General features: G+C 69.7%; 22 protein-coding genes. 14 read left to right on the plus strand and 8 right to left on the minus strand.

The genetic code is table 11. The features are described 5' to 3' along the window. Nucleotides 1–6 precede the first annotated feature (6 nt). On the minus strand, nt 7–390 hold the full coding sequence (locus OG966_RS34550) for a winged helix-turn-helix transcriptional regulator (RefSeq protein ID WP_326653992.1): 384 nt from the start codon (nt 388–390) through the stop codon (nt 7–9). A gap of 177 nt (nt 391–567) precedes the next feature. Here OG966_RS34550 and OG966_RS34555 point away from each other — a divergent pair, with 177 nt between their 5' ends. The 3 genes from OG966_RS34555 to OG966_RS34565 all read left to right on the plus strand — a co-directional run bounded on the left by OG966_RS34555 (nt 568) and on the right by OG966_RS34565 (nt 2306). Beyond that, a complete protein-coding gene (locus OG966_RS34555; protein ID WP_326653993.1) occupies nt 568–1056 on the plus strand; it encodes a luciferase domain-containing protein in 489 nt (162 codons plus the stop codon). Nucleotides 1057–1137: 81 nt separating this feature from the next. Next, nucleotides 1138–1737 carry a flavodoxin family protein gene (locus OG966_RS34560; protein WP_326653994.1) on the plus strand — a complete coding sequence of 200 codons (600 nt, stop codon included), beginning with the start codon at nt 1138–1140 and terminating at the stop codon, nt 1735–1737. A gap of 104 nt (nt 1738–1841) precedes the next feature. Further along, the gene (locus tag OG966_RS34565) at nt 1842–2306 is read left to right on the plus strand and encodes a DUF6640 family protein (protein WP_326653995.1); all 465 of its coding nucleotides are present in this window, start codon (nt 1842–1844) and stop codon (nt 2304–2306) included. Nucleotides 2307–2431: 125 nt separating this feature from the next. Here the strand turns inward: OG966_RS34565 and OG966_RS34570 are convergent, their stop codons facing one another. The 4 genes from OG966_RS34570 to OG966_RS34585 are packed head-to-tail and all read right to left on the minus strand — an operon-like array spanning nt 2432 to nt 7004. Beyond that, the gene (locus OG966_RS34570) at nt 2432–3787 is read right to left on the minus strand and encodes a GH1 family beta-glucosidase (protein ID WP_326653996.1); all 1356 of its coding nucleotides are present in this window, start codon (nt 3785–3787) and stop codon (nt 2432–2434) included. Nucleotides 3788–3819: 32 nt separating this feature from the next. Further along, nucleotides 3820–4683 carry a carbohydrate ABC transporter permease gene (locus OG966_RS34575; protein WP_326653997.1) on the minus strand — a complete coding sequence of 288 codons (864 nt, stop codon included), beginning with the start codon at nt 4681–4683 and terminating at the stop codon, nt 3820–3822. Further along, entirely contained in the window at nt 4676–5680 is a 1005-nt protein-coding gene (locus OG966_RS34580) for a carbohydrate ABC transporter permease (RefSeq protein WP_326653998.1), read from the minus strand. The genes OG966_RS34575 and OG966_RS34580 overlap by 8 nt, the downstream gene beginning before the upstream one ends. A 10-nt stretch (nt 5681–5690) precedes the next feature. Further along, on the minus strand, nt 5691–7004 hold the full coding sequence (locus OG966_RS34585; protein WP_326653999.1) for an ABC transporter substrate-binding protein: 1314 nt from the start codon (nt 7002–7004) through the stop codon (nt 5691–5693). A 142-nt stretch (nt 7005–7146) separates the two neighbouring features. On the opposite strand from OG966_RS34585, the gene OG966_RS34590 reads away from it, so the two are divergent. Both OG966_RS34590 and OG966_RS34595 read left to right on the plus strand, forming a co-directional pair. Beyond that, nucleotides 7147–8421, plus strand: a complete 1275-nt coding sequence (locus OG966_RS34590) for an ROK family transcriptional regulator (RefSeq protein WP_326654000.1) — start codon at nt 7147–7149, stop codon at nt 8419–8421. Nucleotides 8422–8499: 78 nt separating this feature from the next. Then, complete coding sequence (locus tag OG966_RS34595) at nt 8500–9726, plus strand: transglycosylase family protein (RefSeq protein WP_326654001.1); 1227 nt, start codon at nt 8500–8502, stop codon at nt 9724–9726. Here OG966_RS34595 and OG966_RS34600 read toward each other — a convergent pair. After that, nucleotides 9628–10686 carry a DMT family transporter gene (locus tag OG966_RS34600; protein WP_326654002.1) on the minus strand — a complete coding sequence of 353 codons (1059 nt, stop codon included), beginning with the start codon at nt 10684–10686 and terminating at the stop codon, nt 9628–9630. The two genes, OG966_RS34595 and OG966_RS34600, sit on opposite strands and share 99 nt — an antisense overlap. 328 nt (nt 10687–11014) lie before the next feature. On the opposite strand from OG966_RS34600, the gene OG966_RS34605 reads away from it, so the two are divergent. From OG966_RS34605 to OG966_RS34620, 4 genes are all read left to right on the plus strand, one after another. Then, entirely contained in the window at nt 11015–11710 is a 696-nt protein-coding gene (locus OG966_RS34605; RefSeq protein ID WP_326654003.1) for a (2Fe-2S)-binding protein, read from the plus strand. Nucleotides 11711–11869: 159 nt separating this feature from the next. Then, nucleotides 11870–13033, plus strand: coding sequence for a glycogen synthase (gene glgA / locus OG966_RS34610; RefSeq protein WP_326654004.1), 1164 nt, complete (start codon nt 11870–11872; stop codon nt 13031–13033). Nucleotides 13034–13070: 37 nt separating this feature from the next. Beyond that, nucleotides 13071–14288, plus strand: coding sequence for a glucose-1-phosphate adenylyltransferase (gene glgC / locus OG966_RS34615; RefSeq protein WP_326654005.1), 1218 nt, complete (start codon nt 13071–13073; stop codon nt 14286–14288). Nucleotides 14289–14447: 159 nt separating this feature from the next. Next, a complete protein-coding gene (locus tag OG966_RS34620; RefSeq protein WP_326654006.1) occupies nt 14448–14864 on the plus strand; it encodes an ATP-binding protein in 417 nt (138 codons plus the stop codon). Between the two features lie 30 nt (nt 14865–14894). Here the strand turns inward: OG966_RS34620 and OG966_RS34625 are convergent, their stop codons facing one another. Then, nucleotides 14895–15671 carry an endo alpha-1,4 polygalactosaminidase gene (locus tag OG966_RS34625; RefSeq protein WP_442806824.1) on the minus strand — a complete coding sequence of 259 codons (777 nt, stop codon included), beginning with the start codon at nt 15669–15671 and terminating at the stop codon, nt 14895–14897. Between the two features lie 423 nt (nt 15672–16094). On the opposite strand from OG966_RS34625, the gene OG966_RS34635 reads away from it, so the two are divergent. The 4 genes from OG966_RS34635 (at nt 16095) to OG966_RS34650 (ending at nt 19324) form a co-directional block, all read left to right on the plus strand. Continuing rightward, on the plus strand, nt 16095–16715 hold the full coding sequence (locus tag OG966_RS34635) for an ArsR/SmtB family transcription factor (RefSeq protein ID WP_326654007.1): 621 nt from the start codon (nt 16095–16097) through the stop codon (nt 16713–16715). Continuing rightward, on the plus strand, nt 16712–16912 hold the full coding sequence (locus OG966_RS34640) for a dihydrofolate reductase family protein (RefSeq protein WP_326654008.1): 201 nt from the start codon (nt 16712–16714) through the stop codon (nt 16910–16912). The genes OG966_RS34635 and OG966_RS34640 overlap by 4 nt, the downstream gene beginning before the upstream one ends. Nucleotides 16913–16927: 15 nt before the next feature. Continuing rightward, complete coding sequence (locus OG966_RS34645; RefSeq protein WP_326654009.1) at nt 16928–17656, plus strand: SRPBCC family protein; 729 nt, start codon at nt 16928–16930, stop codon at nt 17654–17656. A 213-nt stretch (nt 17657–17869) separates the two neighbouring features. After that, nucleotides 17870–19324 carry an SDR family NAD(P)-dependent oxidoreductase gene (locus tag OG966_RS34650; protein ID WP_326654010.1) on the plus strand — a complete coding sequence of 485 codons (1455 nt, stop codon included), beginning with the start codon at nt 17870–17872 and terminating at the stop codon, nt 19322–19324. Here the strand turns inward: OG966_RS34650 and OG966_RS34655 are convergent. Further along, nucleotides 19296–20087 (minus strand): SDR family oxidoreductase, encoded by a 792-nt coding sequence (locus OG966_RS34655; RefSeq protein ID WP_326654011.1) that lies wholly within the window; start codon nt 20085–20087, stop codon nt 19296–19298. The two genes, OG966_RS34650 and OG966_RS34655, sit on opposite strands and share 29 nt — an antisense overlap. A 310-nt stretch (nt 20088–20397) precedes the next feature. On the opposite strand from OG966_RS34655, the gene OG966_RS34660 reads away from it, so the two are divergent. Then, entirely contained in the window at nt 20398–20571 is a 174-nt protein-coding gene (locus OG966_RS34660; RefSeq protein WP_326654012.1) for a hypothetical protein, read from the plus strand. The last annotated feature ends 1 nt before the right edge of the window (nt 20572 follow it).

Raw genomic sequence — 20572 nt, forward strand, 5'->3', positions numbered from 1 at the left:
CCGCAGTCAGCCTTCGGCCCAGGCTTCCTCTTCCTCCCGGGCGGCGTCATAGGCGCGTCGGGCGGCGGCGACCTGTGGCAGGTGCGCCTCGGACCAGCCCACGAGGGTGTCGAAGACCGGTACCAGGGTGCGGCCCAGGTCGCTGATCTCGTACTCCACCCGGGGCGGGATCTCCGCGTGGTAGGTGCGCACGATCATGCCGTCACGTTCCAGCTGACGCACGCGCTGGGTGAGGACCTTGGGGGTGATGGTCGGCACGAGCCGCTGCAGTTCATTGAAACGCAGCCGCCCATGGTGTTCGAGCACCCACAGGATCGGGGTGGTCCAGCGGCTGAACACCAGGTCAACCACCGGATTGATCGGGCATGCCTGCTCCACGGGCTCGGCCATGGCCGTCTCCTTACCGCCCTGGGCCCGCGAACCTGGCGGGCACTATCTCCGAGGTAACCACTATATCGAGGAAAGTAGCCTGGTGGTGTTGCTGAAGACAGCAGCCCGGCACTCCCGCCGAACCGGATCAAGCCCAGCTTTGTGGGGCATGATCCCCGACGCGAAGAAGGCACCACCATGACGTACCCAGCACTCCCCACGCGTGAGGGTGACCGGCCCGAGACCGGGCCCGAGGTCCCTCACCTGCAGTACACCCAGACCAGCCCGCCGCAGATCAAGGAAGAACTGCGGCAGTGGATGACCACCGCGCTGCCCGGCATCGTCCCGGGCCGCAGCGAGATATCCGTCCCCAGCACCTGGGCGGTGTTCCTCAGCGGCGTCGCCCCGGCTGAGGGCGCCCGGCTGTTCCTGCCCCGGGGAAACGCGGAGTTCGCGCACCTGCACGCCGACGGCAGCCTCCACCTGGCGCTGGACCCGGCCGACCACGCCGCGTTCCTGGCCTCCGGGTGGGGCGAGAAGCACCCTCTGTACGACCGCGGCGTCAACGTCGTCATGTTCTACGCCCCCCGCGACCAGGCCGAGCTCGAGGTGGCCAAGAAGGCCATCGCCGCCTCCTACCAGTACGCGACCGGCCGCGCTCCGACCGTCACGACCGCTGCGGCCTGACCGTGGCCCCTGCCTGCCCGGCGGCGCGCTGAAGGCGCCGCCACCCCAACCCCCGAGTTCGTTCATCAAGGAGAATTGACCGTGTCCGCTGTCTCGATCGCCATTGCCTACCACTCCGGCTACGGCCACACCGCCCAGCTCGCCACCGCCGTCCGGACCGGCGCCGCCTCCGTTGAGGGGAGCGAGGTCCACCTGCTCGACATCACCGCGCTCACGGACGCGCAGTGGGCGCTCCTGGACGAAGCCGACGCCATCATCTTCGGCTCCCCCACCTACATGGGCACCGCCTCCGGCGCCTTCCATGTCTTCGCCGAGGCCACCAGCAAGCGGTGGATCCGCCGCGCCTGGCAGGACAAGCTCGCCGCGGGCTTCACCAACTCCGGCTCCAAGAGCGGCGACAAGCTTCACACCCTCCAGTACTTCACCATCCTGGCCGCACAGCATGGCATGCACTGGGTCAACCTGGACCTGCCCTCGGGCTGGAACACCAGCACCTCCACCGAGCACGAGAACAACCGCCTGGGCTTCTACCTCGGCGCGGGAGCGGCGACCCACATCGACCAGGGCATCGAAGCCGTCCACGGCGCCGACCTGAGCACCGCCACCCACCTCGGCCGTCGCGTCGCCGAACAGGCACTCATCTACGCCCGCGGCCGCGCGTTGACCGCCCGGGCCGCCTGACAACAGCAGCGCGGCCGGCGCTCATCGGCGCACACCACGTGAAGTGGCACCTGCCCGGCAGGCAGCCTACTGGCCGGCCTGCCGCATCCCCGCGGAGGAATCCCATGCCCAAGACAAGTACAGGGCGAGCCCTGCTGACCCTGACCTCGCTCGCCACGATGTGCCTCGCGTACGTGGCGGACTGGAATGAAACGCACATCTACAACCCCGACTGGACGTCGCACGCGAAGTTCCACAACGCCCAGACCATGAGCGTCGGCGCTGCGCTCGGTCTGGTGGGTCTGTACGTCCTGTGGATGCGCCGCGGCGCCTGGTCGCACTCCCGGCTTCAACTCGCCACCGGCGCCGCATCGTTGTACTGGATCACCCAGCTGTCAGCGATCTTCTACCCCGGCACGGCGCTCGTCGACCCGCCGAGGACCTTCGCCCCTCAGCCCGCACTCGCCGCGGCCATATTGGCCCTCAACGCGCTCGCGTATGTCGTCGAGAGCCGAGGGATCGGGCGCAGCGCCGGGCAGAGGCGCACGAAAACCGCCCACCTCGGCGCCGCCGACACCAGCAGTCCCTGACGATGTGAGCGCCGCGATGACCCCCTGCAATGGGCCTGCAGATGCAGGGGGATCGCTGCTCGGGCCGCTGAACAGCCAGGTCAGCGCCACGGCTCGGGAGAGCTCGAGAACGCACAGGCACCCGATCACGCCGCCCTGCGTGCCCTGCGCGACGCGCCGCGGATGATCTCCGCGTACCTGTGCCCGCTGCCTTTGATCGTGCGGCGCTGCGTCGCGTAGTCGACATGAACAAGACCGAACCGCTTGTCGTAGCCGTACGCCCACTCGAAGTTGTCCAGCAGCGACCACGCGAAGTAGCCCGCGACCGGCGCTCCCCGGCGCGCGGCCCGTCCGCAGGCGGCCAGGTGTTCCTCCAGGTACTGGACGCGCTCGGGGTCGTTGACGGTGCCGTCCGCGCGGACGACGTCCGGATAGGCCGAGCCGTTCTCCGTGACGTAGATGCGCCGCGCGCCGTACTCCTCGGTCAGCCGCAGCAGTAGCAGCTCCAGGCCGTCCGCGTGGACCTCCCAGTCCATGGCCGTGTGGCGGGCTCCCGGCAGATAGATCTGTTTGGCGTACGGCACGGGGCCCGTCGGGTCGGCGGTGACGATCTGGCGGAAGTAGTAATTCAGCCCCAGCCAGTCCAGCGGCGTCGCGATGCTCTTCAAGTCGCCTGCCCGCTCCGGCAGTTCCACGCCGTACAGCTCGAGCATGTCCTGGGGATAGCCGCGGCCGTGGATCGGGTCGAGCCACCAGCGGTTGGTGTGGCCGTCCGCCCGGACCGCGGCGGCGTGGTCCTCCGCGCGGTCGTTCGCCGGCTCGATCGGGCTGAGATTGTTGACGATGCCCACGCGCGCGTCGGACGAGGCCGCGCGGATCGCCTGGACGGCCAGACCGTGACCGAGGTGCAGATGGTACGAGGCGTGCACCGCGGCCCTGAGATCGGTCAGACCCGGCGCCATCCGGCCCTCCAGATGGCCGATCCACGCGGAGCACAGCGGCTCGTTGAGTGTCGCCCAGTCCTTGACCCGGTCGGCGAGCCGCTCGGCGACGACGGAGGCGTACGCCGCGAAGTGCTCCGCGGTCTCGCGGGCCGGCCAGCCGCCCCGGTCCTGGAGCGCCTGCGGCAGGTCCCAGTGGTAGAGCGTCGCGAACGGCGTGACGCCCGCGTCGAGGAGACCGTCGACCAGCCGGTCGTAGAAGGCGAGGCCCGCCCTGTTCACCTGCCCGTCTGTGCCGGGCACGACCCGCGGCCAGGCGATCGAGAACCGGTAGGCGCCGATGCCGAGTTGCTTCATCAGAGCGATGTCCTCGGGCCAGCGGTGGTAGTGGTCGCACGCCACATCGCCGGTGTCGCCGCCCGCGACCGATCCCGGCGTGTGGGAGAAGGTGTCCCAGATCGACGGGGAGCGGCCGTCCTCGGCCACGGCACCCTCGATCTGGTACGCGGCGGTGGCGGCGCCCCAAGTGAAATCGGCCGGAAGGGCGTTGAGGTCGTTCACGAACTGCCTTTCTGCTGGGCTCGGGGGACGGATCACTTGACGGCGCCCGCGGTGAGGCCGGCGACGAGATAGCGCTGGAGCAGCAGGAAACCGGCGACCACGGGCACGCTGACGACGAGCGAGGCGGCCATGACCTGGTTCCAGTAGATGTCGTTCTGGGTGGCGTAGCCCTTGAGCCCGACGGAGAGCGTGCGGGTGACGTCGTTCGTCATCACGGAGGCGAACAGAACTTCGCCCCAGGCCGTCATGAACGCGTAGACGGCCACGGCGACGATGCCCGGGACAGCGGCCGGCACCACGACCCGGAAGAGCGCGCCGAGCGGTCCGCAGCCGTCCACCGTCGCCGCCTCGTCCAGATCCCGCGGGATCGAGTCGAAGTAGCCGATCAGCATCCAGATGGAGAAGGGGAGCGAGAACGTCAGATAGGTGAGGATCAGCCCGCCGCGTGAGCCGTACAGGGCGATGCCGGTGCTGTTTCCGATATTGACGAAGATCAGGAACAGCGGGAGCAGGAACAGGATGCCGGGGAACATCTGGGTGGACAGCACGGTGATGGTGAAGACCCGCCGGCCGCGGAATCGGTAGCGGCTCACGGCGTACGCGGCGAACACCGCGATCACCACCGACAGGACTGTCGCCGCGCCCGCCACGATCAGCGAGTTGAGGAAGTAGCGGGCGAGCGGAACGGTGTCCCAGATGTCGAAGTACGGCCGGATCGTGAATGTCGACGGAATCCACCGGAACTTCCCCGACACGTCCTGCAGCGGTTTGAGCGAGCTGCTGACCATCACATAGACGGGCAGCAGCGCGAACGCGGCGAGGAACGTCAGTACGACGCGGCGCGTCCAGAGGAACGACTGCGGCGGCGCGCTCGGAGACCTGGGTGGCCTAGGCATCGGCGCCCCTCCTTCCACGTGAGGTGAGCAGCAGATAGGCGGCGGTCACCAGCAGCAGGAACAGCAGCAGCAGGACGGACATCGCGGATCCCGAGCCGAAGTTCCAGGCGACGAAGGACGACTGGTAGATATGGACCGAGATCAGGTCGGCGGCCTCCGGAGCAGCCCTGCCGAACAGCACGTACGGCGTGTTGAAGTCGTTGAAGGTCCACAGGAACAGCACGAGCACCAGTACCTGGTTGACCGGGCGCAGCGACGGCAGAGTGATCTTGCGGATCTGCTGCCAGACGCCGGCGCCGTCGATCGCGGCGGCCTCGTACAGCTCGCGCGGGATGTTCTGCAGCCCCGCCATGACGATGAGGAAGGCGAACGGCCAGGACTTCCAGACCGCGACCACGACCAGCGCCACGAAGCTGTTGTCGCCGATCAGCCAGAAGGACGGCTGGTCGGTGAGGCCGAGCTGGTCGTGCAGGACGTGGTTGATCAGGCCGTTGTCGCGCTGGAACATGAAGGCCCAGGTGATGACGGCGGCGTACACCGGCAGGGCGTACGGGGTGAGGAAGACCGCCCGCAGGAAGCCGCGGCCGCGGAAGTTCTCCTGCATCATGATCGCCGCGGCGACGCCGAACAGCCAGGACAGTCCTACGGCGAAGACGGTGAACAGGCAGGTGACGTAGAAGGAGTGGAGCAGGGCCCGGCCGATCGGGGCGTCGAAGTCGACGGCGACCTTGTAGTTGTCGAGCGCGGCCCACGGTGCCTCGCCCCAGTTGCGGATGTAGAACTGCGTGAGCCGGCGGAAGCTCATCACGATGCCGATGACCATCGGGATGAGATGGACGAGCAGTTCGAGTGCGACGGCCGGCAGGAGCAGGAGATAGGGCAGGCCGCCGTGGCGGATCCGGTCCGGGATACGTGGCAGTCGTCCGCGCGGATCCCCCTTGCCCGAGCTCGCACCGTTGTCGGCCCGGTCAGTCCGGCCGGGAGCCACGGTGGTCATCCGGCGGCCCTCACTGCTGCATCTGCTGCTGGGCCTTGGCCAGGTGTGCCTTGACGGATTCGGTCGTCACCGGCAGTCCGGCCGCGGCATCCGCCCACAGCTCCTTGACGGCGGTGCCGACGGCCGTCTCGAACTGCGATTCGGTCGGCACCTGGGGCAGCGGTGCGGCGCTGGCGGTCAGCGTGTCGCGCAGGATCTTCAGATCGGGTGCGGAGAACGCCGGGTCCTGCTGGGCGGCCTTGACCGGCGGAATGGATCCATACGTCTTGTTGAGCAGCTTCTGCTCCGCGTCGCTCGTCATGAACTTCACGAACTTCTTGGCGCCGTCGATGTTCCTCGTGTTCTTGAAGACCGCCATATTGATGCCCGCGACCATGGAGTTGGTGTTCCGGCCGGTGCCGGGAGCGCCGGCCGGGACCGGTACGGGCGCCACGCCCCAGTCCGCGGGCTTCATACCCTGTGCGGCGAACGTCGAGGCGGCGGCCTGCCACAGCACCATGGCCGTCATGCCGCGCGCGAAGTCCTGGAGGGACTGGTTCTGGGCGTACTCCGCGTTGCCCGGAGCGATGATCTTGTCCTTGGCCATGAAGTCGACGTACTGCTTCACCGCGGCGACCGCGCCGTCCGAGGTGAAGGTGGGCCTGGCCGAGGAGTCGAAGAAGTCCGCGCCGTGCTGCTTCCCCAGCACGAAGACCTGGTGGATGTTGTTCGCGAGGTTGCCGCCCTCGGTGCCCAGCGCCCATTTCCCGTTCTTCGAGAGCTTCTTGCCGTCCGCGATCAGTTGGTCCCAGGTGGCCGGCGGCTGCGAGATCCCCGCATCGGCGAACATCTTCTTGTTGTAGTAGAGCGCGTACGCGAGCGAGTACAGCGGTACGGCCGCGGGGTCCTTGCCCTGGGCTCCGGCCGATGCGACAGCCGAACCGACGAAGCGGTCACGTCCGCCGATCGCGTCGAAGTTCTTCCGGTCCCAGGGCAGCAGCGCGCCGGTCGCCTGGAGGGAGGCCGACCAGGTATTGCCTATGTTGAGGACGTCGGGGCCCTGGCCGGAGGTGGTGGCGGCCAGAATCCGGTTGAGGAGATCGGACCAGGGGACCACCTCGAGCTTGACCTTGATGCCCGTCTGCTTCTCGAACTTCTTGAGTTCGGGCGTGAGGATCTTCTTGTCGGCCTCGACGTTCGGGCCCTGATTGGAGGCCCAGTACGTGAGCGTCCTGGGCGATTCGTTGCTGCCTCCTCCGTCGGTGGAGGTGCCTCCGCCGCAACCCGTGACGGCGGCGAGTGCGGTGACGACGGTGACGGCTGCTGCGGCTCTGCTCGTGCGCATGAGAGGTGGCCCCTTCCCGGGGGTGGCTGCGTTCGGTTCCCGAACGGTCTCCCTGGCTTAATTCATGTCGTGATTTAAGAGGTGAGGGAAGGTCGCGTCAAGGGCTGCGGCCGGGGTATGTTGCGTCCACGGAAGGAGCACCATGGCGGAGCGCAGCAGACGGACAGTGCGTGACCTGCGGCGCGGCAACCGCGCCCGGGTACTGCAACGGTTGTATTTCCACGGCCCGTTGAGCCGCCAGGAACTCGGACCCGCCACCGGGCTGAGTTCAGGATCCATCAGCAACGTCGTATCGGAACTCATCGCCGAGGGAGTGCTGGAGGAAGCCGGAGTGGTCGACTCCGACGGCGGCCGGCCGCGCACACTGCTGCGCGTCACCCCGGGTGGCGGACTGCTGATCGGCATCGACATCGGCGAGACGCGCGTACGCGTCGAACTCTTCGACCTCTCCCTCACCGAACTCGCCCGCACCGAGCGCCCGCTGGCCCAGCACGGCTACGACGTCGAGCGCATCGTCGCCCATGTCCGTACCGGCGTCGCCGACGTCCTGCGGGACGCGGGCGCCGACGCGACGAGCCTTCTCGGCGTCGGGATCGGCGTCCCCGGAATCATCGAACAGGACACCCCCGACGGCGCGATCGTGCACGGCCAGACCATCGGCTGGAGCGCTGTCCCCTTCGAGAAGCTCCTCCGTGCCTCCGTCCAACTGCCGTCCGAAGTGCCGCTGTTCATCGACAACGGTGCCAAGACGCTCGGCCAGGCCGAAATGTGGTTCGGCGGCGGCCGCGGCGCCCGCGAGGCCGCCGTGGCACTCATCGGCTCCGGAGTCGGCGCCTGTGTCGTGCATGCCGCCACGCCCGACGCACATGCCCGCAGCAGCGCGCTCGAATGGGGCCATACGACCGTACGGATCCGGGGGCGGCGCTGCCGCTGCGGCTCTCTCGGCTGTCTGGAGGCGTACGCGGGCGCGGAAGCGCTGCGCGAGCGCTGGCAGGAGGCGGGCGGACCGCCGGCGGCCGACGCCGACGACGAGACCGCGCTGGCCGCGCTGCTCGCCGCGGCCTTCCCCGGCCCGGACGGACCCGAGCCCGACGCGGTGGCACTCTCACTGCTCGATGACACCGCCGAGTACCTGGGTGCGGCCGTCGCCGACCTGATCAACCTCTTCCGGCCCGAACGCATCCTGCTCGGCGGCTGGGCCGGACTGCTGCTCGGCCCGCATCTCCTCCCCGAAGTGCGCCGGTACGCGGGGGAGTACGCCCTGCGCCACGCGGGCGCCCGCACCACCATCGAACTCGGGCGGCTCGGTCCGGACGCGGTCACCGTCGGCGCCGCGACACTGCCGCTCGCCGACTTCCTGGCGCGCGGCGGCAGCCGGCCCCCGGCCGCAGCCCGCGCCACAGTGCGCGGGAGCTGACCTCTTGTCATGGCGCCTGCCCTGCGCCTAGTTTGGCCGATTGCGATGTGACCTGCAGATCAGTGGGGGAGTCTCAAGATGGCCGCAACCGGTCGGCACCGTCGATACCAGCCGAGCCGCATCAACCGTGCTTCGCTCACTGTCACCGCGGGCGGTGCGGGCATGGCTCTGCCGCTCATCGGCGCGGGCACGACCCACGCGGCCTCCGTGGATGTCTGGGAGAAGGTCGCGGCCTGTGAGTCCACCAGTAACTGGAAGATCAACACCGGCAACGGCTATTACGGCGGCCTGCAGTTCACCCAGTCCACCTGGGAGGCGTACGGGGGCAGGAAATTCGCCCCGCGCGCGGATCTCGCCAGCAAGGACCAGCAAATCGCCGTCGCCGAGCGGGTCCTTGGGAGCCAGGGGCCGAGGGCCTGGCCCGCCTGCTCCGCCCGCGCCGGGCTCGCCCGTGGCGGTGAAGCCCCCGACATCGCACCGGCCGGGCGATTAGCGCCGCAGAGCGAGCACCGGTACGAACGCAAGGCAGCGCCGAAGAAGGCCACGCCGACCACCCTGCCCACGCATCGCGAGGGCTACACGGTCGCCCGCGGCGACTCACTCTCCAAGATCGCGGACTCCGAGCAGGTCAGGGGCGGCTGGCATCAGCTGTACGCACAGAACCGCACCGTCGTCGGCCCCGATCCCGACCTCATCCATCCGGGCCAGAAGCTGATCCTGCGCGTCGAGGCTCCCAAGCCCGACCCGAGGCCCAACCCGTCGTCCCCTGCGCCGGGCGAGCAGAAGCCGAAGGCCCAGCCCAAGCAGCAGGCGCCGAAGCACGAGCCGCCCAAGAAGAAGCAGGAGCGGCCCAGGAAGCCGGCGTCCAAGCAGGCGCACGCGACCAAGCCCGCGCACAGGACCGGACTCAGCGCACCCGTACAAGCGAGCCCCGGTACCCCCTACGGCAAGCCCGGCTCCTCCTGGGCCAGCGGTTACCACACCGGCGTGGACTTCCCGGTTCCCACCGGCACCGCGGTGCAGGCCGTCGCCTCCGGCCGTGTCGTCTCGGCCGGCTGGGGCGGTGCGTACGGCTACCAGGTCGTCATCCGCCACGCGGACGGCAAGTACAGCCAGTACGCGCACCTGTCGGCGCTCACTGTGCGCTCCGGCCAGCAGGTCAGCAGCGGACAGCGGATCGCGCGCTCGGGGTCCACCGGCAACAGCTCAGGGCCGCATCTCCATTTCGAGGTGCGTACGGGGCCCGGATACGGGTCCGACATCGACCCCGTCGCCTACCTCAGGTCGGGCGGCGTCTCCGTCTGACGGACGCCCGCGCAAAGGGACGTGGCGCCCTCGGGGTTCCACGTGGCGCATCCGAGGTTCCGAGCGGCGCACCGGCTGTTGCGAGGGGCGTGCCTGCGCGTTCGACTCCGACCGTGCTTCCGCCTCCGCGCGCGTCGCCTTGATCCGCTCCGTCGTCAGCAGCATCAGCCCGCCCGCCGCCACGACCCCGAAGCCGATCGCGAACACGGTGCCCGGCACGCCGTACCGGAAGGTCTCGCCGAACATCGTGATGCCGACAACGGCTGCCACCACCGGATTGACGACCGTGACGGTGGCCAACGGGGCCGCGAGGCCCGCGCCGTGGTACGAGGACTGGGAGAGCAGCAGACCACCGCAGGCCAGGGCGGCGATCACCAGCAGGCTCGGCCACTGGTCGAGCGGCGCGGACCAGGTCCAGTCCACCGCGACGGTCTTGGTGAACACCGAGGCGATACCGAACGCCACACCCGCGGCGGCGGCGAGCAGCACACTGCGGATGATCGGCCGGTTCACGGTCTGGGCGACCAGGAAGAGCAGCGCCACCCCGCCGAACGTCGCGGCTGCCAGCACCCCACGCTGGCCGCCGTCCAGCGAATGGGAAGCGGAGGTGCCGGTCAGCGCCAGCAGCCCGGCGAGCCCGGCGGTCGCCAGGATCGCGCCGCGCCAGGCGGCGGCCCCGGCCCTGCGCCGCACGAACAGCGCCGCCATCGGCAGCGCGAAGACGATCGTCAGGGCTCCGAGCGGCTGGACCAGGCTCAGCGGCCCGTACGCCAGCGCCACCACATGCAGCACGGCGCCGAGCGTGTTGAGAGCGACGGCGACCCACCACGCGGCGTGGTGCAGCGGGGCGTAAGGCCTGGCCGAAGTGGTGGCAGCGACATGCTCCTGCATGATCGCCCCGGCCGCATAGGCGACCGCGGAGACCAGTGACAGCACCACGGCCAGTGCGAGGGAACTCATAGAGACCACGATCTCCCTCTTCAGCGTCTACGTCGTCGTCCTTGAGCAGGCACTTGGGCCTACTGCCGACGTAGTACGCGCGTAGGTCTGAAGTCCCCCTCTCGGCGGGGGCGCGGGCCGGTGAGGTGGAGACCGACCCGCCCGGGTCCGGGACGTACGCGCCCATATGGACGCATACAGCGTTCCCCACCCAGTTTCCTCGTCAGGCCCGTGCATCGCGAGCGGTGGCTACGGTGACCTGGTGCGGACATCCCGGCCGCCCGGAAGGAAACAGCCCGTACGGGTGATGACAGCCCGTACGGGGGATGACAGAGAGCGGAGCGTGGGCGTGGATCTGGAGGAGGTGGGCTCGGTCGGCGGCTTCTTCGCCCTGCGGATCGGCGCGCCCGGCGAGCGGCAGCTCCCACTCGCGAGGCTGTACGCGGGCGACACCGCGCCGCTCACGGCCCGTATCGACACGGTCGCAGCCCGCCTGCGCACCCCCGAGCGACGGGTCGCCGCCTCCATCGCCCACCTGGGGCTCGCCTCCCGGCTCTGGTCGGTCGCGCTCGGCTCCGCCGTGCTGCACGGACAGCTGCCCGACCTAGACCCCGCGCGGCTGCACTGGGACCCGGACCGCAGCGCGCCCGACGATCTCCGGCTGACCGCCGCAGATCCGCTGCCCGCGACCGCGGAGACGGTCCGCGAGGTGGTGCAGTACGGCCATCTCGTACCCCTGGCGGACGCGGTCCGCGGCGATGTACGGCTCTCACGGCAGCTGCTGTGGGGCAACGCGGGCTCCGCACTCGCCGGGGCCGTACGCGAACTCCACGCCTGGGGGCGGCGCAGCGGCCGGCCGGAAGTGGGCGAACGGGCCTCGGCGCTCGCCGCCGGACTCTTCGCCCATCCGGATCTGTCCGGCACGGTCCACGGTCCCGCGCTGCGGCGCCGCACCTGCTGTCTCTACTATCGCTGCCCGACTGCCGGGCTGTGCGGCGACTGCGTCTTCGACCGTCCGCCGCGGCGCTCCGCGCAGCGGTCCTGACCGCGGTCTTCCGCGCACGCCGTATGTGAGTGACCATCATGGGGTGCTGTGTCTTCCCGGGGGACGCTGTCCCCGATTGCGGCTCTGCCGCGGGCCGGACCCCCGGCTGAAAAACAGGCCGATGGTGCTGGGCCGACGGCCTTCGCGAGGTGAATCTTCGTGAAGGTGGGACTGCTCACGCGCGAATATCCCCCGGACGTCTACGGGGGCGCCGGGGTCCATGTGGAGTTTCTGGCCCGGGAGTTACTAGCTCTCGCCGACCTCGAGGTGCACTGCTGGGGCGAGGGCGCCGCCGAAGGCGTTCTGCGCCACGAGGCGCTCGCCGGACTCGACGGCGCGAACGAGGCACTGCGCACCTTCTCCGTCGACCTCGCGATGGCCGCCGAGCTCCAGGGCCGCGAACTGGTCCACTCGCACACCTGGTACGCCAATCTCGCCGGTCATCTCGCCAAGCTGCTCTACGGCGTACCGCATGTGATGACCGCCCACTCGCTGGAGCCGCTGCGCCCCTGGAAGGCCGAGCAGCTGGGCGGCGGCTACGCCCTCTCCAGCTGGGCCGAACGTACGGCCATCGAGGCCGCGGACGCGGTGATCGCCGTCTCCCGCGGTATGCGCGCCGACATCCTCGCCTGCTATCCGGCCCTCGATCCTGACCGGGTGCGTGTCGTCCACAACGGCATCGACACCCGCATGTACCGCCCCGACCACGAGACGGCCGTACTCGAGCGGATCGGCCTCGACCCGGACCGCCCGTTCGTCCTCTTCGTCGGCCGCATCACCCGGCAGAAGGGCGTCCCTCATCTGCTGCGTGCCGCCCGCTCCTTCGACCCGAACGCCCAGCTGGTGCTGGCGGCCGGCGCCCCCGACACCCCGGAGATCGGACGTGAATTCCGGCAGCTGGTCGAGGAGCTGGAGGACGCACGCGACGGGGTGCACTGGATTCCCGAGATGCTGCCGCGCCCCCAGGTCATCCAACTCCTCAGCCATGCCGCGGTGTTCGTCTGCCCTTCGGTGTACGAGCCGCTGGGCATCGTCAATCTGGAGGCCATGGCCTGCGGAACCGCCGTCGTCGCGTCGGCGGTCGGCGGCATTCCCGAGGTCGTGGACGACGGCCGCACGGGTCTGCTCGTGCCCTACGACGAGGCTCACCCCGAAGCCTTCGAGTCGGGTCTCACCCAGTCGGTGAACCGGGTTCTCGACGACGCCGGGGAGGCCGCGAGGATGGGCGCGGCCGGGCGGGATCGCGCGGTACGTGAGTTCGGCTGGGATCAGGTGGCCCGGCGTACGTACGAGGTGTACGAGAAGTTGCTCGAAAAGTCATAGCAGCCATAGCGGGCATGGCACGCATAGAGGGGGCGCGATGCGCGGTGGACCTTCGGTGCTCGGAATCGTACTGGCCGGCGGGGAGGGCAAGCGGCTGATGCCGCTCACCGCCGACCGGGCAAAACCGGCGGTGACCTTCGGGGGCATGTACCGGCTCGTCGATTTCGTCCTCTCCAGCCTCGTCAACGGCGACATCCTGCGTATCTGCGTACTGACCCAGTACAAATCGCACTCGCTGGACCGGCATGTGACCACCACCTGGCGGATGTCGAGTCTGCTCGGCAACTACGTCACGCCCGTACCGGCCCAGCAGCGGCTCGGCCGGCGCTGGTATCTCGGCAGTGCGGACGCGATCCTGCAGTCACTCAACCTCGTCAACGACGAACAGCCGGACTACATCGCGGTGTTCGGTGCCGATCATGTCTACCGGATGGACCCGCGGCAGATGCTGCAGCGGCATATCGAGAGCGGCGCCGGGGTCACCGTTGCCGGGATCAAGGTGCCGCGCGCAGAAGCGTCCTCCTTCGGGATCATCACCCCCGCGTCCGACGGCGCCCGGGTCGAGCGGTTCCTGGAGAAGCCCACCGACCCTCCGGGGCTGCCGGGCGACCCGGGCCGGGTTTTCGCCTCCATGGGCAATTACCTCTTCTCCACCAAGGTGCTCGTGGACGCTCTCCACCGGGATGCCGAGGACGATCGCTCGGTCCACGACATGGGGGGCTCGATCCTGCCGATGCTCACCGAGCGCGGGGTGGCGCAGCTCTACGACTTCGATGAGAACCATGTGCCCGGTGAGAACGCGCGGGAGCACGGTTACTGGCGTGATGTGGGCACCATCGACACCTACTACGAAGCCCATATGGATCTGATTCCGGACCGTCCGGTCTTCGACCTCGACAACCGGCACTGGCCCATCTACACCCACTCCGGCCAGCTGCCGCCCGCCCGCTTCACCGGCGCGGGCATCGCGAGTGAGTCGATCATCAGCCCCGGCTGTGTGGTCCGCGGTCAGGTCACCCGGTCCGTACTCTCGCCCGGCGTCGTCGTCGCGGAGGGAGCGGTGGTGCAGGGATCGGTCCTCCACGACAACGTTCGTATCGGCCGGGGCGCGGTGGTGCGTGGCTCGATCCTGGACAAGAACGTGGATGTGCCGCCCGGCGCGACGATCGGCGTCAACTCCGAGCGCGACCAGGAGCTTTACACCGTCTCGAAGAACGGAGTCATCGCGCTGGGGAAGGGCCGGCACGTGCTGTGAGGCTTGCCGGCCCGAAGACTGGGCCCGCGGCCGGTTGCCGATCGTGCCGCGCGGGAATCACAGGGGTGAGGGGCCTGTCGTTGCGTGGATGCCGCCAACGGCTCTCCCACCCGGTTTTCTTGGCCGGAACCGGCTGCCTAGTCAGAACGGAGTGATCCCATGCGTGCGCACAGGCAAGCCCGTCGGCGAGCCGCACGCGCGACGTACATCCTGCCGCAGGCAGAGACATCGGCCCGCTGGGCGCGGCATCTGACGACCGCCTTCCTCACCAGCGGACGCGTCGAGGAGGTGTCCGGGGACCAGGTGGAAGACGTGACGCTGGTCGTCTCGGAGCTTGTCACCAATGCCACCCGGCACGGCCGCAGCGGCTGCCGGCTGCGGCTGCGCGTCGACACGGGACTGGTCACCGTTGAAGTGGAGGACGGCAGTCCGGTACTGCCGCGGTTGTGTTCACCGCAGGAGGCGGACGAGGGCGGGCGGGGCATCGCGATGGTGCGTCACCTCGCGCAGCACTTCGCCGTCCGCGGCGGACCCGGCGGCGGCAAGACGGTACAGGCCGTGCTCGCCTCGAGCTGAGAGACCGCGGCTCTCCCTCGAGTCGCGCCCTCAGCACGGCTGGCGCCACACCCCCAGATCGAGCCTCTTGCGCATGGAACCGAGCCCCGGCCGGCGAGCCCGCTCGCAGAACTTGTCGACCGGGAGTGCGTACTCGACATGGAAGACCGCCTTGCCGGCCTTCACGAAAGGTGTCAGCTCCGCGCAGTCGTCGTACTGTGCGCACTCCTCGTTCACGGCGAAGTCGAAATCGTCCACCAGCTGGGGCACTTGAGGCACATCGTTCTTCAGTCCGACCGACAGGCCGCGGTCGTGCGCGAGACGCGCGATCATGCGGTTGTACGCGACCTGATGCGCGGCGGTCAGCGGAAAGCCGGTGTCGTTGAGACAGGCGTCCAGCAGATCGGGCCCGACCGCGTCGAAGCCTGGCGACCGGCAGATGTCCATGCGCTCGGCCATCAGCGGGCGGAGGGTGTCGAGCCGGCGGATGTCCGGCCGGCGTTCGCCCTCCCAGCCGTTCTGGGAGCCCAGGACGGCGCTGGAGAAGTTCTTGTGGTCGGGGCGGAAGGACTCCCACGCGCCGGCGTTGAGATAGCAGATGACCTTGCGGCCGGCCCGGTGGAGCCTGCGGACCGTCGAGGCGTCGTTCTCGAAGCCGTCGATGTCATGGACCGGTACGTCGACGCGGTCGTCGATCGGCCCGTCGAGCTGCCACTGCCAGGCGGTACCGGGCCGCGGCAGCCGGCGCGGTGCCGGAGTGGGGTCCGGGGGCGGGGCCGAGCAGGCGGCCGGCAGCAGGAGAGCGGGACCGGGGATCAGGGTCCGCAGCCGGGGCGCGCGCTACCAGCGGGCCGCTGTACCCGCCGTTGACCGGGTGGTCCAGACCGACCTGGGGACGGGCGTAGGTGTACGCGTCGACCTGCGGGATCGCGAAACTCTGCTCGTACGAGGCCGGCGCCGCCAGCTCGGCGGCGTCCACTCCGGCGGGACTGTCGCCGGGCAGCACCACGGCCTGGTACTTGGCGCGCGGACGGCCGTCGACGGTGTTGGCGAGGAAGGCCGCGTCGATCACCGGCCGCCAAGGCAGAGGTGCGCCGCGCTATTCGGGCACTGCCCGCAGGCGGTTCTCCCGGTGCGCCTCGCCCCACGCACTCCGCGCGGCATCAGAGGCACCTGCGCCGGTGGGAGGCGCGCGTAACCGACAAGAGATTCAGTCTGGACAAATTTATTTGTCGGTGGGAGGGTGGAGTCATGTTGGACGTGACCGTGATCGAGGACTCGGCGGCTGCTGCCGTCTCGCTGGACCCCATGCGTGCCCGGCTGCTCGCCGAGCTCGCCACCGGGCCCGCGTCGGCGGCCATGCTCGCGGGCCGTGTCGGACTGCCCCGACAGAAGGTCAACTACCACCTCAGGGCGCTGGAGCGGCACGGTCTGGTCGAGCTGGCCGGCGAACGCAGGAAAGGCAATGTCACCGAGCGGCTGATGCGGGCCACGGCGGCCTCGTATGTGATCTCGCCGCTCGCCCTGGCCGCGGTGCAGCCGGATCCGGCCCGCTTCCGCGACCAGCTCTCGGCGCGCTGGATGCTCGCCGTCGCCGCCCGTCTCGTACGTGATGTCGGCACCTTGATCACCGGGGCGGCCAAGGCCCGCAAGAGGCTCGCGACCTATGCGCTGGACGGAGAGGTGCGCTTCGCCTCGGCCGCCGACCGGGCCGCGTTCGTCGAGGAGTTGACGCACGGCGTCGGCGCCCTGATCGCCAAGTACCACGACGAGAACGCCGAGGGCGGCCGCGAGCACCGGATCGTCGTCGCGCTCCACCCCACCGTCAAACCCGATCCCCCTGCCGCCAAGGCCATCGAGGAGTCGTCATGAGGAAGCCGGTCACACTCGTGCGCCGGCTGCTGGACGAGGGCCTCGTGGACGGGATCGAGCTGCTCGTCGCCCCCGCCGTCGGCGGTGGCAAGCGCCTCTTCCAGGAGGGGCTTGCCCCGACCCCGCTCGAGGTCGTCCGGTCCAGGACGTTCGGCCCGGGCGTCCACCACGTGATCCACGCGCCCAGGGGCGCCTGAACATCAGGAGTCATCATGTCCAAGGAATTCGAGATCGTCCGCGAGTTCGAGGTCGACGCCAGTCCCGAGCAGGTGTGGGACGCGATCACCACCGGCACGGCCGGCTGGCTCTGGCCCATGGAGTACGAGCCGAGGGAGGGCGGCGCCGCGCCCTTCGGCGGGACCGTCACCGCATGGGACCCGCCGCGGCATCTGACCGGCCGCACCGAGAGCCTGGAGGACGTGCCTCAGCAGTCCTTCAACCAGCTCGACCATGTCATCGAGCCGCGCGAGGGCGGCGGCTCCTGGGTGCGCTATGTGCACAGCGGCGTCTTCGTCGACGACTGGGACAACCAGTACGACGGTGCCGACAAGCACACCGACTTCTATCTGCACACCCTGCGGCAGTACCTCGAGCACTTCACCGGCCGTACTGCCACGTTCGTGACCCTGGACGCTCCCGCCGCCTCCAACACCCCGGGCGGGCTCGAGGTCGTCAGCCGCGGGCTCGGACTGCCGGACGACGCGGCCCAGGGCGCCACGGTGCGGGTCGAGGTGCCCGGCGCCGGTGAGGTCGACGCGGTCCTCGATTTCCGCAACCCCTACTTCGTCGGGCTGCGCACGGACGAGGCGATGTACCGCGTCTTCGGCCGGAACCACTTCGGTGCTCCGGTCGGCGTCAGCGTGCACGACTTCGCCCGTGGCGCGGACGCCGGGCAGAACGAGGAAGCCTGGCGAACCTGGCTCGCCGGCCTCTTTGCGTGACACGGGGAGAAGGGGCCCGGGGAGAAGGGGCCCGGTATGTGTGACCCGGGAAGGAGGGGCCGGGTCGGGGCGCACCCGGCCGGGCCCCTCGCCGTGCCACGGACCGGTGCGGGTCCCGGCATTTTGCCCACGCCTCATCACTCAGTAAAGTTGCGCTTTTGAAACTGCTGCGTGGGCGCTACTGCGTACGAGTGATCGAGGAACGGCAAAGCGATGACGGTGACAGAGGACAGCCCGGTGTTCGGCCCGGGCATCGACCCGGAACGGTTGGCCGTCTGCCTGAGCGTGCTCGACGAGCTCGACAAGCTGGACGTCGACCACCCGGACGCGATCACGGTACGCCGGGCCACGGCCGGGATCTACCGGACGGTGAAGCAGCGCCGCCGCCAGGAGCGCCGCGCCGCCAAGACCGCCCACGACAAGTCCGTCACCGAGGCCACCGCGACCGGTTCCGCCGAACGGATCGACGACGAGACGGAAGGCCTGCTGCCGTCCTCGTCGGTCACCGGCGAGATCGCGGGAATACTCCAGCGCCCCAGGTCCTGCTACATCTGCAAGACCCGCTACGTCGAGGTCGACGCCTTCTACCACCAGCTGTGCCAGAAGTGCGCGGCCGAGAACCGCGCCCGCCGCGACGCCCGCACCGACCTCAGCGGCAAGCGCGCTCTCCTCACCGGCGGCCGGGCCAAGATCGGCATGTACATCGCGCTGCGGCTGCTCCGCGACGGTGCCCACACCACCATCACCACCCGCTTCCCCAGCGACGCCATCCGCCGCTTCAAGGCGATGCCGGACAGCGACGAGTGGATCCACCGCCTCAAGATCGTCGGCATCGATCTCCGTGACCCGGCGCAGGTCGTCGCGCTCGCCGACTCGGTGGCGGCCGAGGGCCCGCTGGACATCCTGATCAACAACGCCGCGCAGACCGTACGCCGCTCCCCGCAGGCGTACAGCGAACTCCTCGCCGCCGAGTCCGCACCGCTGCCCGCGGGTGAGCTGCCCACCTCCCACGTCATCGGCGCGTTCGGCAGCGGCTCCCAGGCCGCGCTGCCCGTCGGCCGCGGCGAGGCCCTGACCGCCCAGGACGTCACCGGACTGGCGCTGGTCACAGGATCCGCCTCGCTCGCCAGGATCGAGGCGGGCACCGCCATCGACGCCGGCGGCCTGGTTCCCGATCTGCACGACACCAACAGCTGGGTCCAGACGGTCTCCGAGGTCGAGCCGGTCGAGCTGCTCGAGGTCCAGCTCTGCAACTCCACCGCGCCGTTCATCCTGATCAGCCGGCTCCGCCCCGCGATGGCCGCCGCCGCGGCCAAGCGCACCTACGTGGTGAACGTCTCCGCCATGGAGGGCGTCTTCAGCCGCGGCTACAAGGGCGCGGGCCACCCGCACACCAACATGGCCAAGGCCGCGCTGAACATGCTCACCCGCACCAGCGCCCAGGAGATGTTCGAGTCCGACGGCATCCTGATGACCGCCGTCGACACCGGCTGGATCACCGACGAGCGCCCGCACCCCGACAAGATGCGCCTCGCCGACGAGGGCTTCCACGCCCCCCTCGACCTGGTCGACGGCGCCGCTCGCGTCTACGACCCGATCGTGCGCGGCGAGGACGGCGAGGAGCTCTACGGCTGCTTCCTCAAGGACTACGCTCCGGCGAACTGGTAGTCCGCAGCTGCTGGTGGACGGCGTACGAGCCGGTGTCCGCTGCCGCGCGCACCCGCGTACCGCCGTCCACCAGCAGATCGGCCCCGGTCACCCACGCCGACTCGTCCGAGACCAGCCACAGCACCGCCCGCGCCACATCGCCGGGCTCGCCGATCCGGCCCAGCGGCATCCCGTCGGCGATCCGCCGCTCGGCGCCTTCCCAGACAAAGCGTGCCATCTCAGTACGTACGAGACCCGGTGAGACGGCGTTCACCCGTACCGTTGGGGCGAGTTCGCCGGCGAGCTGACGCGTGAGATGCAGCAGTGCCGCCTTGCTCGTGCCGTAGGCGCCGACCCGCGGGCCCACTCCGTGGGTGCCCTCGGTGCAGATGTTGACCACGGCCCCGCCGTGCTCGCGCATCCAGGCCCGCCAGGCGAGCTGCACCAGCCGCAGCGCCGCCTCCACATTCACCGCGAACGCCTGCCGCCACTCGTCGGGATCGGCATCCATCAGCGGACCGTAGGGCGCGTTCGTGGCGGCGTTGTTGACCAGAATGTCCGCCCGAACTCCCGCACGGCGAAGGCGGTGCAGCGATCGAGATGGGCCGGGTCGGCCACGCTGCCCGCGCAGCCCGCAGCCCGCCGCCCGCGCTCCCGCGTCCCGCAGCTCGGCAACGGCCGCTGTTACTCCATCCGGGTCCCGCGCGGTGACCACCACATCTGCCCCCGCCCCGGCCAGTGCTCCGGCGACGGCGAGGCCGATGCCACGGGAAGCCCCTGTCACCAGGGCTGTCCTGCCTTCGAGGCAGTTTTGCGCGGGCCCGGAAACCATCTGTGCACGATCCCACGAAGCCCCGTACAGGGAAAGATCGTTGGCCGGAATTGAGTTGGTTTACAGGAGATTTACAGGCCCCATCGAGCGGAGCTCTGCTCATTTGGTTACTCTGGGGTGAACGGACGCCACCAAAGGGCCCACGAAACCCCCTTGGCCGTCCTGGGACAGGTCTGCAACCAGGCTGCGGTCCCGCCCGACCACCGGCGCCACCGCGACCGAATTGCCCTTGTCCCAGTTGCGCGACACAGAGGAGTGCGCGGTGACATCAGATGTGAAGAAGCACGAGAAGCGACCGCCGGAACGCGGCGGCGAACGGGCCGGCCGGCCCGATGAACTCGGCAGTCTGGAAGTCTGGGCTCGATCGGCCCCGATCAGGCTGGCCGGCTACGAGGACGACCTGGCCGAGCCGCACATCCTGCCCGGCATCGACTGAG

The sequence above is a fragment of the Streptomyces sp. NBC_01750 genome, from assembly GCF_035918095.1.
Taxonomy (GTDB): domain Bacteria; phylum Actinomycetota; class Actinomycetes; order Streptomycetales; family Streptomycetaceae; genus Streptomyces.